We start from the raw sequence: 12,869 nt of genomic DNA, 5'->3' as shown, positions 1-12,869 counted from the left end.
CGCGGGCGGCTGGGCCCGCCAATGGGATGAGACCGCGCCGGAGGTCTGGCGCGGTCTCTGGTGACAGGATGATCTTGCCGCGCCGACGCGTGGGCGGGACACGGTCCCCTGTGGATGCTATTCGGCGGCGAGGTTTGTCAGGCGGACGATCCGCTCGGAGGTCGCATCGCCGTCCGAGGTGCCGCCCTGCGCGAGATCAAGCTCGGGCAGCAGCTCGTCGAGATCGGCCACCAGGCGGTTGAGCTGGGCGCGGGCCATGTCCTCATCGCCCTCCAGCCGGTTGGCCCAGCGGCGGATGTCCTCGTGCAGCGCCTTGGCGTGGTCGAGCCGCTCCTGAAAGCTGTCGATTTCCTGCTGGCGCTGGCGCAAAAAGCCATAGGCGCGCTCCATCCGGTCGTCGGAATAGGCCTGTGCCAGGTCTTCGCTGATCCGGCTCATCTGGGCGGCGACTTCGAGGATGTCGGGCTCGAGCCCGCCGAGGTCAGGGTGGCTGCGCAGGTGCATCATGCGCTCCTTCACCGCGTCGAATTCCGACGGCGCCTGAAACACCCCGGCGCGGTCGCTGGCGTGGGCGGCGGCATAGGCGCGGGCGACATCTTCCATGCGGATGGAGAAATCGTGGTGTGCGCTCTCGAGCCGCATCACACGCCGGTTCGTGGGCAGAAAGACGCAGAGGCAGAGCAGCAGCGCGGTCAGCCCCAGCTGCAGGTAGAGCCCGCCGTTCGGCACCGCCGCGCCATCAATCATCAGCGGCAGGTCAAGCCAGGGCACGAGGCCGAGGGCGGCCAGCGCGCTCAGCCCGGTGGCGGTTGCTGTTGCAAGGCAGATCAGCATCAAGGCCGCGCTTTGCAGGACCGTGCGCAGAGCGAGGAGGGTCGGTTGCATCGGCTGCATGGATCACCTCTTCCGTATCATCGTTAACACAAAGTCCCCCCGTGCGGCGCGAGGCCGACGAGGTGGATGCACATAACATACCATAAAACCGCTGAAAATTTTAGGAGAAACCAGTTCTTAGTAAATTCTACCACCTGGGTGCGAAGACTGTTTCCCGGCTGTCAACGGTGTGACAGCCGGGGCCTGGATCGTTTCTGAATTGGCGTCGTGCAGCGCCTTGAGACGGCCCTTGGGCGGCCTGTCAGGCGGTTGCAGGCCGCTTCCCGCAGAGGCTGCGGGCCCCAATGCATCCGGCCAGGGCCGAGCCCAGCAGCCACAGACCCGCGGGCAGGGGCACCGGTGTCAGCGGGTCGCCGAAGCTCGACGCATCTGCCGCGGTCAGGAAGAAGCCGTTGAGATCCGGGCCGGACCCACCCCGGGTGCGCAGCTCCATCCCGTAGACACGTTGGCCCAGATCGAGACCGAATGCGTCGAGATCGAAGCCGCCGATGCCGATGCTTTGCGCGCGGCCGATCTCCTTGGTGTCAACCATGATGCCGGTGTCGGCGAAGAGACGGCTGCTGGTCTCGAGCCATTGCGAGGTCTCGGGCGCCTCGAAGCTGCCGCCGAGGATGAGGCGGATGTCGAAGGCGTCATTCATGCCGCGTTCGAAGATCACCAGTTCGGGGATGTCATCGGCCCCGACCTGATTGTCCACGATGCTGCGCGAAAAGAGGGTCCGGAAGGAGAAATCGCCGCCGCCTTCGCCATCGCTCATCTCGCTGAGGCTGAGCGAGTTGAAGGCGTTGCGCAGCGTGGCGTCCTGGATCGTGGGATCGGTGGTCTCCTGATCGGCGCCGCTGTGACCGGCCTTGTCGAAGGGGGTGCCATCGCCATCGCTGGTGTCATCGAGATCGCCCCATTCGGCATTGATGCGGGAGCGGCCCGAGAGCACCGTAAACTGGGAGATTGCGGCGATCTGCGAGGAGGACATCATGTCGATGCCGCCGAAGGTGAGGCTGCGCAGCATCACGTCGTCGCGGTAGGGGTCGGTGGTGTCGTTGCTGCCCGCGGGCGTGGTGACCGTCAGCCCCGTGGGATGCAGCGGGGCGGCTGTGGCGGGCGTTGTGGCCCAGCAGGCAAGCGCGCAGGCGACCGCTGCGGATGACGTCAGAAAAGCGTTGTAAATCATAACCGGGATACCTTTTGTCCAACATTGCGTGGCACTTTGTATCCAGAGCGCCGATCAGCCGCTTTGGTGAAAAGGCATAAAGGGCCACCCTTTCGTATAGCCGGGGTGGCCGAAGGGGTGGTGGGGTTAGCGCACGGCCTCGATGGGGCCCTCGGCCTTGCCTTGGATGAATTGTTCCAGGTAGGGGTTGCCGCTCTGGTCCATCTCGCTGACGGGACCGGTCCATTGGATGACACCCTCGTGCAGCATGGCGATGTTGTCGGCGATGGCGCGGACGCTCGTCATGTCGTGGGTGATGGTCATGGCGGTGGCGCCCATCTCCACCACGATCTCGCGGATGAGCTCGTTGATCACGCCCGACATGATCGGGTCGAGCCCGGTGGTGGGCTCGTCGAAGAAGATGATCTCGGGCTCGGCGGCGATGGCGCGGGCGAGGCCCACGCGTTTTTGCATGCCGCCCGAGAGCTCTGCCGGGAAACGGTCAGCCACGTCGGGTTTTAGGCCGACGCGGCGGAGCTTTTCGATGGCGATCTCGCGCGCCTCGTCATGCGGGCGTTTTAGCGAGCCGCGCAACAGGCGGAAGGCGACGTTCTGCCAGACCGGCAGGCTGTCAAAGAGCGCGCCGCCCTGGAAGAGCATCCCGAAACGGGCGAGGAAGGCGTCGCGGTCGCCTTTGCGTGCGTCTTTGCCATCGACGGTGATGGTGCCGCTGTCCTGTTCGATGAGCCCGAGGATGCATTTGAGCGCGATGGATTTGCCGGTGCCCGAGCCGCCGATGATCACCATCGAGGTGCTCTTCGGGATCGAGAGGTTGAGGCCCCTTAACACGTGGTTCGACCCGAAGGATTTGCGGATGTCGGTCATCTCGATCATAGGGTGAAGAACACTCCTGTGAGCACGAAATTGGCGGCGAGGATCAGGATCGCGGCACCTTCCACGGCCGTCTTGGTCGCGCGGCCCACGCCCATGGCGCCACGACCGGAGTTCATGCCGTGATAGCAACCCATGAGCGCGGCGGCGAAGCCGAAGACCGCACCCTTGGTCAGGGACGAGATCACGTCGAGCGGTTCGAGGAAGTTCACCGTGTTGCGGATGTAGGCGGCGGGGTTGAAGCCCAGCGTGCCGGTGGCGACCGCGTAGCCGCCGAAGATGCCGATGATGTCACCGACGCCCACGAGCAGCGGCACCACCAGCACGGCGGCGAGCACGCGCGGCACGGTAAGGTATTTCATTGGATGCGTGGAGAGGGTGACCAGCGCGTCGATCTGCTCGGTCACCTTCATGGTCGCGATCTCAGCCGCAATCGACGAGGTGACGCGGGCGGCGATCATCAGGCCGACGAGCACGGGCCCCAACTCGCGCACCATGCCGACGGCGACGATCTGCGGGACCACGGCCTCGGCGTTGAAGCGCGAGCCGCCCGCGTAGATCTGCAGAGCCAGCGCGCCCCCGGTGAACACGGCGGTGAGGCCGACGACGGGCAGCGAGAGCCAACCGATGTTCATCAGGGCCGAGAGGAATTCGCGGCCATAAAACGGCGGGCGCAGGATGTGGCTGACCGCGTCAACGGCAAAGATCGCGATGCGGCCGATCACGGCGAGTGCGGCCATCACGGCGCGGCCAAGGAGGGCGAGAGGTCTCATCAGACGTAGATCCGCTTGTAGCGCGCCCCGAGCGAGGTCAGGATTTCATAGCCGATGGTGTCAGCAAAGCCTGCAACCGTATCGACGGATTGATGCGCGCCAATGAGCTCGAGCGTTTCGGGCTCTTCCGCGAGGCCGGTGACATCGACGCCGATCATGTCCATCGAGATGCGGCCCACGACCGGCACGGCGGAGGAGCCGGTGTGCAGATGTGCGTTCGGCCCCATGCCGCGCAGGAGGCCATCGGCATAGCCTGCGGAGATGGTGGCGATGCGCGAGGGGCCGCGCGCGACCCAAGAGTTGCCGTAGCCCACGGTTTCGCCCACCGCCACATCGCGGATCTGGATCACCGGGATGTGCAGTTCGACCACCGGGCGGGCGTCCACATAGGGCATGCCACCGTAGAGGCCGATGCCGGGGCGGACCATGTCGAAGTGATAGTCGGGCCCGAGCAGGAGGCCCCCGGTGGCGGCCAGCGAGCGCGGCGCGTCGATGCCGTCCGTCATGTCGCGGAAGACCTGCAGCTGGCGGCTGTTCATCGCATGATCGGCGTCATCCGCGCAGGCGAGATGTGACATGACCAGGGTGGGGTTCTGGCTGAGCGCCACGTCGCGCAGGGCGCTCCATTCGGCGTCTTCCATGCCGAGGCGGTTCATGCCGGTGTCGAGCTGGATGCCGAAAGGGTGGCCGGGCAGCGCCTCCACATGCAGCAGCATCTGGTCGATGGAGTTCAGCATCGGCGTCAGCTGGGCGTCGCGGATGAGCGCGGTGTCGCCCTGCATGTGGCCGGAAAAGACGTTGATCTGCGGGCCTTTGCCGAGGATCTCGCGCAGCGCGGCGCCTTCTTCGGCCATGGCGACAAAGAAGCTGCGCGCCCCGGCGCGGGAGAGCGCGCAGGCCACGGGCTGCAGGCCCAGCCCGTAGGCATCGGCTTTGACAACGGCGGCGGCCTCGGAGTGTGCCATGGCACTGAGGCTGCGCCAGTTCTCGACCAGCGCGGACATGTCGATGGAAAGGATCGCGGTTGCCATCTTTGCGTTTTGACAGGGATCAGCGGAGGGTCAAGTGGAAATCGGGCGCTGGGCAGCGGCTTGCGCGCCGCTCAGGGGATGTCGAAGTAGGCGCGGTTCTGCTCCCACATCTTTTCGCCGATGAGACAGTCATAGTCGGTGGGCGGTGTGTATTGCACGCGCTGGATCTGCGGGGTGGTCCCGGCGATTTCGAGCACCAGCTTGCGTTTGACCGCATTGGCGAACTGGTCCCAGTCGAGCACCGGGATCACGAAGGCGCCGGGGCCGCCGATCACGCAGTGCTGGTAGTAGATGTCGAGGTCGGGAATGCCCCAAATCTCGCTGAGCGCATCGGTGGTCATCAGCGGCAGCCCGTTGATGATGAAGCCCGCCTCGAGGGCGGCATCGCGGGCGCGCTCCACCGGGCGACCCTGGTTGTTCGGCCCGTCGCCCGAGACGTCGATCACCCGGCGCAGCCCGTGAAAACCGTTGTCTTTGAAGTCGTCCGCCGCGTAGAGCAGCGCGCCCGAGATCGAGGTGCGCCGCAGGCCTGCATCGAACCGCGCGGTGATCTTGTGGGCAATGGCCTTCGCCTCGTCAGGCGTGGCCAGCAGCGTCCAGGGGACGATCACGCGTTGGGAGTATTCGCCCGCCCATTCCACATAGGTGACGGCGATGCGGCCCAAGAGCCCATGCGCGATGGCGTCGAGCACCTGCGGGCTGGTGATCGCCTCGGCATAGCCGCGGCGTTGAATCTCGAGCTCGGCCGGAGACATGGAGCGCGAGACATCGACGGCGAGGAAGAGCTCGACATCGACTTCGAGCTCCTCGGCGCGGAGCAGGGTGGGCAGCATCAGCAGAAGAGCAAGCACGTAGCGCATGAGCCCATTGCGCCAGAGAACAGCGGGGCTGTCCAATCACAATTGCTGATGAGCGCCCGACACGCCGGCCCTTGCGCAGGGCTGCTGTGGCCCCGCGCGCAATGCGTGATTTATGAGCGGGTCCGGCGCATCCATCCCAGCAGGCCGAAACCGGAAAGCAGCAGCAGGCCGGCCGCGGGTGTGGGCACCACGGAGGGATCGCCCGGATCCACCACGGTCCATGTGCCGGGATCCCTGATCGATCCCGACTGGCGCTCGTCCGGGCCGAAGAAATCGATGCAGGTGGTGGACGGGCAGAGCAATTCGAAGCCCTGGTCGAATTCGTTGGATTGGGCGCCTGTGGTGAGCGTCCGGGTGATCAGGCGAATGAACGTCTCATCCTCTGACAGCGGTGTGCTGGGGTAATCGATGTTGGTGACCTCGATCGACCAGTCGGTGATCGCGCCATCGGTGGTGGCGATGAAGAAATTGCGGGCAATGGCGTTGGACTGGTTCAACGTATGGATGCCATCGTTGAAAGACCAGCTTGTGAGCAATCCGGAGATATCGCTGAATGCCAGGTTGTCCGCCAGGCTGCCAGCAATGGAAAAGGACCCGGTGATCCGGTCGGTTGTTTGATAGGCGTCCGGGATGGCGGGGTTGTCGAGGCCACCCTGTGGCCCAAAGGGATTGCCCGTGTAGCTGAAGGTGGCAGCTATCGCTTGCCCGGCCAATACGGCAAACCCCGCGGCGCAAAGGCTTGCGCGCGCGCATTTCAATACAGTCATTAAAAGTCTCCCCCGAGATCAAATATGACCTCAGCGTAAGCGGCGCGCTTGTGATCTGTCAAATGATGCATGCCCCTTCGCCTCCGCGCGCGACGATGCGATTGGGTCGGCAGGTGCAGCTTGCGGCGTCGAGTGGGCGATCGACTGTCAAGCAGAATTTACACTTGTTAATGTCTATGTCTTGTGACACAGTTTAGGATACGGTGCGCGTTTTGAAGATTGATCGGGTCGTCCTGACCCCGATCCGCTTCTGCAATGTCAAAACGGAGGACCAATCATGGCAGATGGTGACGACAAGGTTTGGCCAACGGGGCTGACCCTTGAGGAGGCCGAGGAGGTACACAGCTATCTTATCGATGGAACACGGGTGTTTGGCCTGATTGCTCTGCTGGCCCATATCCTGGTCGCGGTGGCGACCCCCTGGCTCGGATAAGGGAGAGACGTCATGAACAATGCAAAGATGTGGCTGGTCGTGAAGCCGACCGTGGGTGTTCCGCTGTTCCTCAGCGCAGTTGCGATCGGATCGTTCGCTGTGCATGTGGCCGTGCTGAGCAACACAACCTGGGTTGCGGACTTCCTGTCCGGCAATGAGCTTGGGTCGGGCGGTGAGACCGCCTCTGCGACGATGCTGCAGGAGGGCGACACCGCGAAAGTGTCCTATGCCGCGCCTGCGGCGGACGGCACGCAGGAGGTGACCATCATCCTGTCGGACGGCACGCCGGTGAAGGCGATCCTGCAACCGCCCGAGGTGCATGCTGCCTCGAGCAGCGGGGACCATACGGTCCTCAGGCAATAGCGTTTCGGGCCCGCTGGCATCATGCAGCGGGCCCGACTTTTTTGCCCTCGTGAGCTTTGGGCAGCCGGTGGGCTGCGTGGGGTGGACCTGAGATATGTTTGACTATCGTGCCTTTGCGATGCGCAGGCTGGCGGCCCTGGGGCCCCGGTATCTGCCGTTTGCGGATGTGGCGACCGAAGCGGTGCCGCTGCGCCGGTTGCTGCGGCTGTCGCTGTTCCAGGTCACCGTGGGCATGGCGCTGGTGCTGATCGTCGGCACGCTCAATCGTGTGATGATCGTGGAACTGGCGGTGCCTGCAACGCTGGTTGCGGTGATGCTGGCCTTGCCGCTGATCTTCGCGCCGCTGCGCACGCTCATCGGGTTCAAATCGGATGTGCATGTCTCGGCCCTGGGGCTGCGGCGGGCGCCGTACATCTGGAAAGGCACGCTTTATCAGTTTGGCGGCTTTGCCATCATGCCCTTCGCGCTGCTCGTCCTGTCCGGCTATGCCGAGGCGGTGGATGCGCCGCGCTGGATTGGCTACAGCTCGGCCGGGCTGTCCTTCCTGCTGGTGGGCGCGGGCGTGCATATGGTGCAGACCGTGGGGCTGGCGCTGGCGACCGATCTGGTGGCTGAGGAAGATCAGCCCAAGGTCGTGGGGCTGATGTGTGTGATGCTGCTGTTCGGCATGGTGGTGAGCGCGCTGGTCTTCGGCGCGCTGCTGGAGGAGTATTCGCCCGGGCGGCTGATCCAGGTGATCCAGGGCGCTGCGGTGGTGACCGTGGCGCTGAACCTCGCGGCCCTGTGGCAGCAGGAGGCACGCGACCGCGGGCGCGCGCAGGCGATGAAAGCCGCACCGCGCGTGCGGTTTAGCGATGCCTGGGCCACGCTGATGCAGCGGCCTGATATGCTGCGGCTTCTGGTGGTCATCGGGCTGGGGACCTTCGGGTTCGGCATGGCCGATGTGCTGATGGAGCCCTACGGTGGCCAAGTGCTGGGCCTGTCGGTGGCGAGCACCACGAAGCTGACGGCGCTGCTGGCCGGGGGGACACTGGTGGGCTTTGCACTGGCTGCGCGCGGGCTGGGCCGCGGCGGGGCGCCTGCGAGATATTCGGTGCTCGGTGCCATGATTGGCCTGCCGGGCTTTGCCGCGATCATCCTGTCGTCTTTCGGGGCCGGGGTGCCGGTGTTCCTGCTGGGTGTCTTTGCGACGGGCCTGGGCGCGGGGCTCTTCGGCCATGCGACACTGACCGCGACGATCCGCGCTGCCCCAAGCGACCGCGTCGGGCTGTCCCTGGGCGCCTGGGGCGCGGTGCAGGCGACGGCGGCAGGGCTGGGCATCGCCGCGGCGGGGATCGTGCGCGACCTGGTGGTCGGGCTGACGCCCGCTGGAAATGCGCCGCAGACGCCCTATAATTCAGTGTTCCTGATCGAAATCCTGTTTCTGGCGCTGGCCATCATGGTGGCCTGGCCGATCCTGAGACGCAGCGCGCGCAGGCGTCTTGTCAACAACCCGTCTGAGGCAGACGGACGTCCGGTGGAGGTGACATGACGAATATTATCACACGCTTGTTCGAGGATGCAGACACGGCCCGCTATGTGAAAGAGCGCGCGGTGTTCATGGGGGTGCCCAGCCGCGATATGTCGGTGATCGCGAAAGGCAGTGCCGATGACGCGGAGCTGACCGGAAAGATGCAGTCTGCGGGCGTCGATGACAGCGCGCTCGACACGTACCTGAAGCATATCAAGAAGGGGAACGCGGTCTTTGTTGTCCGCGCAACCTACAAGCCGCTGATGGCGGCGACGAAGATGCGCGAGCTGCTGGCGAAACACGAGCCGCTGGACGCGGGCGATGTGGTGGAGGACCGGTTCGAGCCGGATGGGCCACAGAAAGCGCCGAGCATCCTGACCGAGCACCCGCATTTCCTGACCGTGCGGATGGACCGTACGGGTTATGAGGGCGGGCCGGTCACGGCGGGGCTCGGCTGGCCGATGCTGCGGGCGCGCAAGCCGAGCAATTCGGTGATGAAGGGCGGCAAGTTCATGTCGCGCGGGATCTGGCCGATGCCGCTGTTGTCGGACAAGCCGCGCAAGAAATCGGTGATCGCGGGCGGCAAACATATGTCAAAGAGCTTCTGGCCGATGCCGCTGATCTCGCGGAAAGAGCGGAAGAATTCGGTCATTCGCGGGGGAGACTTGCCCCTGTCACGTGCGCTGGGGTGGCCGCCGGTCAGCTAAACGGGCTTGAGGATTTCTAAACCCACCGCTGCATCTGGCGGTGGGTTTTTTCGCGCTCAGAAGTCGCGCTCGCCGCCTTGCTGCCAGGGCTGCACGAGGTTACCGAAGCGGGTGAAGCGGCCTTCGAAGCTGAGGTCGACCGTGCCGATGGGGCCGTGGCGCTGCTTGCCGATGATGACCTCGGCGCGGCCGTGCAGGCGCTCCATTTCCTCCTGCCATTTGGCCATGGCTTCGAGGTCGTGATCGCCGGGTTTTTCCCGTTCTTTGTAATATTCCTCGCGGAACACGAACATCACCACGTCCGCGTCCTGCTCGATAGAGCCGGATTCGCGCAAGTCGCTGAGTTGCGGGCGTTTGTCCTCGCGGTTCTCAACCTGGCGGGAGAGCTGTGAGAGGCCGATGACGGGGATGTCGAGCTCCTTGGCGATGGCTTTCAACCCCATGGAAATTTCGCCGATCTCCTGCACCCGATTATCGGAGGTGCCGCGCGCCAGCTGGATATAGTCGATGATCAGCAGATCGAGCCCATGGGTCCGCTTGAGGCGGCGCGCCCGGGCAGCGAGCTGGGCGATGGGGATCGACGGCGTGTCGTCGATGTAGAGCGGGCAGGCTTCGAGCGCCTTGGCGGCCTCGACAAAGCGGCGGAATTCGCCTTCGGTCATATCGCCGCGACGGATCTGTTCGCTGGGCACTTCTGCTGCCTCTGACAGGATCCGCGCGGCGAGCTGCTCGGCACTCATCTCGAGAGAAAAGAAGCCCACGACACCACCTTGGACGGCGCCTTCGGTGCCATCGTGGCGCACGCCCTTCTTGTAGGATTTGGCTATGTTGAAGGCGATGTTGGTGGCGAGCGAGGTCTTGCCCATGGAGGGGCGGCCCGCGAGGATCAAGAGATCAGAGCGGTGCAGCCCGCCGAGCTTCTTGTCCATATCGACGAGCCCGGTCGAGACACCGGCAAGCCCGCCTTCGCGCTGATAGGCGGCGTTTGCAACATTAACAGCGTCCGTTACCGCCTTGAGAAAGCTTTGAAATCCGCCTTCGGTCTGGCCTTGCTCCGCCAGATTGTATAGCGCCTGTTCCGCCTCGACAATCTGCTCTTTCGGCTCGGAGGCCACGTCGACCTTGGCGGCCTTGTCGGAGATTTCGCGGCCCAGTTGAATGAGGTCGCGGCGCACCGAGAGATCATAGAGCATCTGCGCGTAGTCGCGCACCGCAAAGGCGGAGATCGCGGCCCCGGCGAGGCGGACGAGGTAGGCGGGGCCGCCGAGCTCCTTCAGCCCCTCGTCATCCTCCATGAAGGCCTTGAGCGTGACCGGCGAGGCGAGGTTGTTCTTCGCAATGCGCGCGGCGGCGATGTCGAAGATGCGCGCGTGCACCGGGTCATAAAAATGTTTCGAATTGATGATAGACGCAACGCGATCATAGATGTCGTTGTTGGTCAGGATGGCGCCCAGAAGCTGCTGTTCAGCCTCGATGGAATGCGGCATCGTTTCGGGCGCCTGCACGTCCACGCCGGTTGGATTGAATGCCGTGATTTCGTTCATGCCTGCGCCCACCTTGTCCCGCCACCGGTCTTACCTGTGCGCTGCTGTGACATGCAATCAGGATAAGACGGTATAACGTGTGGATATGTTTTTATCTGAGAAACATACCCGATCTGGTGGTGCATTGCACGCGAAATACAAGGTGCAGTGGCGGCTCAGTCGCTTTTTCGGGCAGCCTGCCAGGCGCGGGGATCGTTGAGGAAGGCTTGCACCTCTGTCAGCGTGGCCGCGTCGAAAGCGCCTTCGACACGGGCCTCAGCCAGCACGTCCCACCAGGTGCAAAGGCTGTGCAGGGCAACCCCATGATCGCCAAGGGTCTTTTCGGTTTCGGGGAAAATCCCGTAGTAGAAGATCACGGCGGTGTGCCCGCAGGTGGCCCCGGTGTCGCGAATCGCATCGACGAAGCTGAGCTTGGAGCCGCCGTCGGTGGTGAGGTCTTCCACCAGTAGCACGCGCTGGCCTTCTGACATGTCGCCTTCGATGCGAGCGCCCTTGCCATAGCCTTTGGGCTTCTTGCGCACGTAGGTCATGGGCAGGCTCATGCGTTCGGCCACCATGGCGGCGAAGGGGATGCCTGCCGTCTCGCCACCGGCGATGTTGTCGAAGGCCTCGAAGCCTGCGTTGCGCATCACGGTGACAGTGAGGAAATCCATCAGTGTCGACCGGATGCGCGGGTGGCTGATGAGCTTGCGGCAATCGATGTAGGTGGGGCTGGGCAGACCGGAGGCGAGGGTGAAGGGCGTGTCTGCGTTGAAATGCACCGCCTTGATTTCCAGCAGCATGCGCGCGGTGAGGCGGGCGATCTCGGTGGGGTCGGGGTAGCTGCTGGGGATCATCGTGCGGTCCTTTGTGGCGGAGGGCGGATGCCTCCGGCGGGAGTATTTGTCGAAGGGTAAAGCTCAGGTCACCGCCCAGTCGAGGGCGAAGCCCGGATCGAAGACGGTGACGGGGCCGTCGTCGGTGGCGATGTGGTCGGGGTAGGTGGCGCCGGTCTTGGTGAGGGTGAGGGTGTCCTCGTTGGGTGGCAGGCCGTAGAAGGCGGGGCCGTTCAGGGAGGTGAAGGCTTCGAGGTCTTGCAGGGCGCCGTCCTCTTCGAAGACCTGGGCGAGGATCGACATCGTGTTGGACGCCGTGAAGCAGCCCGCGCAGCCGCAGGGGAGGAGCTTGTTCGCATCCGTATGCGGGGCGCTGTCCGTGCCGAGGAAGAAGCGCGGCGCGCCAGAGGTGGCGGCGGCGCGCAGGGCGAGGCGATGCTCTTCGCGTTTGGCGACGGGCAGGCAGTAGTAATGCGGTTTGATGCCACCGGCGAGGATGTGGTTGCGGTTGATCACCAGGTGATGCGTGGTGATCGTGGCGCCGAGGGTGTCGTCCTGCGCGCGGGTGTAGTCAACCGCGTTGGAGGTGGTGATGTGCTCCATGACCACGCGCAGGCCCGGCGTTTTGCGGCGAATGGGATCGAGCACGCGGTCGATGAAAACGGCCTCGCGGTCGAAGATGTCGATATCGGCATCGGTGACTTCCCCGTGCACGCAGAGCGGCAGGCCGATCTCGGCCATACGTTCCAGCACCGGGCGGACTTTGTCGAAGTCTTTGACACCGCTGGCAGAATTCGTGGTGGCGCCGGCCGGGTAGAGCTTGACCGCGTGCACGAGGCCGCTGGCGTGCGCGGCGGCCACATCCTCGGGATCGGTGTCTTCGGTGAGGTAAAGCGTCATCAGCGGCGTGAACGCCGCGCCCTCCGGCAGGGCGGCGAGAATACGGTCGCGGTAGGCGGCAGCATCGGCGGCGGTCACCACGGGCGGCACGAGGTTTGGCATGATGATCGCGCGGGCGAAATGGCGGGTCGTTTCAGGCAGCACGGCGCGCAGCATCGCGCCATCGCGCAGGTGCAGGTGCCAATCGTCGGGGCGGCGGAGGGTCAGCGTCTGGCTCATGGCCCTGCGCTA

At 64.6% G+C, this 12,869-nt stretch carries 14 protein-coding genes; 4 read left to right on the top strand and 10 right to left on the bottom strand.

Annotation, left to right across the window (positions count from 1 at the left end; translation table 11 throughout):
• Positions 1 to 117: 117 nt before the first annotated feature.
• The 7 genes from ACVC7O_RS13185 to ACVC7O_RS13155 all read right to left on the bottom strand — a co-directional run bounded on the left by ACVC7O_RS13185 (position 118) and on the right by ACVC7O_RS13155 (position 6,366).
• Positions 118 to 894 carry a DNA repair protein gene (locus ACVC7O_RS13185; RefSeq protein ID WP_458322584.1) on the bottom strand — a complete coding sequence of 259 codons (777 nt, stop codon included), beginning with the start codon at positions 892 to 894 and terminating at the stop codon, positions 118 to 120.
• Between the two features lie 241 nt (positions 895 to 1,135).
• Positions 1,136 to 2,065 (bottom strand): exosortase-dependent surface protein XDP2, encoded by a 930-nt coding sequence (locus ACVC7O_RS13180; protein ID WP_458322583.1) that lies wholly within the window; start codon positions 2,063 to 2,065, stop codon positions 1,136 to 1,138.
• Between the two features lie 126 nt (positions 2,066 to 2,191).
• Entirely contained in the window at positions 2,192 to 2,938 is a 747-nt protein-coding gene (locus ACVC7O_RS13175; RefSeq protein ID WP_458322582.1) for an ABC transporter ATP-binding protein, read from the bottom strand.
• Positions 2,935 to 3,708: an MlaE family ABC transporter permease gene (locus ACVC7O_RS13170; protein ID WP_458322581.1), complete on the bottom strand. Its 774-nt coding sequence runs from the start codon at positions 3,706 to 3,708 to the stop codon at positions 2,935 to 2,937. Before ACVC7O_RS13170 ends, ACVC7O_RS13175 begins: the two co-directional genes overlap by 4 nt.
• Complete coding sequence (gene alr, locus ACVC7O_RS13165) at positions 3,708 to 4,739, bottom strand: alanine racemase (RefSeq protein WP_458322580.1); 1,032 nt, start codon at positions 4,737 to 4,739, stop codon at positions 3,708 to 3,710. Before alr ends, ACVC7O_RS13170 begins: the two co-directional genes overlap by 1 nt.
• A gap of 71 nt (positions 4,740 to 4,810) precedes the next feature.
• A complete protein-coding gene (locus tag ACVC7O_RS13160) occupies positions 4,811 to 5,599 on the bottom strand; it encodes a DUF1194 domain-containing protein (protein WP_458322579.1) in 789 nt (262 codons plus the stop codon).
• Positions 5,600 to 5,709: 110 nt separating this feature from the next.
• On the bottom strand, positions 5,710 to 6,366 hold the full coding sequence (locus ACVC7O_RS13155; protein WP_458322578.1) for a hypothetical protein: 657 nt from the start codon (positions 6,364 to 6,366) through the stop codon (positions 5,710 to 5,712).
• Positions 6,367 to 6,643: 277 nt separating this feature from the next.
• Between ACVC7O_RS13155 and pufB the strand changes: the two genes are divergently transcribed.
• From pufB to ACVC7O_RS13135, 4 genes are all read left to right on the top strand, one after another.
• The gene (pufB, locus tag ACVC7O_RS13150; RefSeq protein WP_458322577.1) at positions 6,644 to 6,799 is read left to right on the top strand and encodes a light-harvesting antenna LH1, beta subunit; all 156 of its coding nucleotides are present in this window, start codon (positions 6,644 to 6,646) and stop codon (positions 6,797 to 6,799) included.
• 12 nt (positions 6,800 to 6,811) lie between these two features.
• The gene (locus ACVC7O_RS13145) at positions 6,812 to 7,162 is read left to right on the top strand and encodes a light-harvesting protein (protein ID WP_458322576.1); all 351 of its coding nucleotides are present in this window, start codon (positions 6,812 to 6,814) and stop codon (positions 7,160 to 7,162) included.
• Positions 7,163 to 7,256: 94 nt separating this feature from the next.
• Complete coding sequence (locus ACVC7O_RS13140) at positions 7,257 to 8,693, top strand: PucC family protein (protein WP_458322575.1); 1,437 nt, start codon at positions 7,257 to 7,259, stop codon at positions 8,691 to 8,693.
• Positions 8,690 to 9,379: a hypothetical protein gene (locus ACVC7O_RS13135; protein ID WP_458322574.1), complete on the top strand. Its 690-nt coding sequence runs from the start codon at positions 8,690 to 8,692 to the stop codon at positions 9,377 to 9,379. The genes ACVC7O_RS13140 and ACVC7O_RS13135 overlap by 4 nt, the downstream gene beginning before the upstream one ends.
• A gap of 56 nt (positions 9,380 to 9,435) precedes the next feature.
• Here the strand turns inward: ACVC7O_RS13135 and ACVC7O_RS13130 are convergent, their stop codons facing one another.
• The 3 genes from ACVC7O_RS13130 to pyrC form a co-directional block, all read right to left on the bottom strand.
• The gene (locus ACVC7O_RS13130) at positions 9,436 to 10,923 is read right to left on the bottom strand and encodes a replicative DNA helicase (RefSeq protein ID WP_458322573.1); all 1,488 of its coding nucleotides are present in this window, start codon (positions 10,921 to 10,923) and stop codon (positions 9,436 to 9,438) included.
• 155 nt (positions 10,924 to 11,078) lie between these two features.
• Complete coding sequence (locus ACVC7O_RS13125) at positions 11,079 to 11,759, bottom strand: orotate phosphoribosyltransferase (RefSeq protein WP_458322572.1); 681 nt, start codon at positions 11,757 to 11,759, stop codon at positions 11,079 to 11,081.
• 63 nt (positions 11,760 to 11,822) lie between these two features.
• Positions 11,823 to 12,857 (bottom strand): dihydroorotase, encoded by a 1,035-nt coding sequence (gene pyrC, locus ACVC7O_RS13120; protein WP_458322571.1) that lies wholly within the window; start codon positions 12,855 to 12,857, stop codon positions 11,823 to 11,825.
• Between the last annotated feature and the right edge of the window lie 12 nt (positions 12,858 to 12,869).

It is taken from the genome of Roseobacter cerffii (genome assembly GCF_054226325.1).
This window is presented reverse-complemented; position numbering and strand designations above follow the sequence as displayed.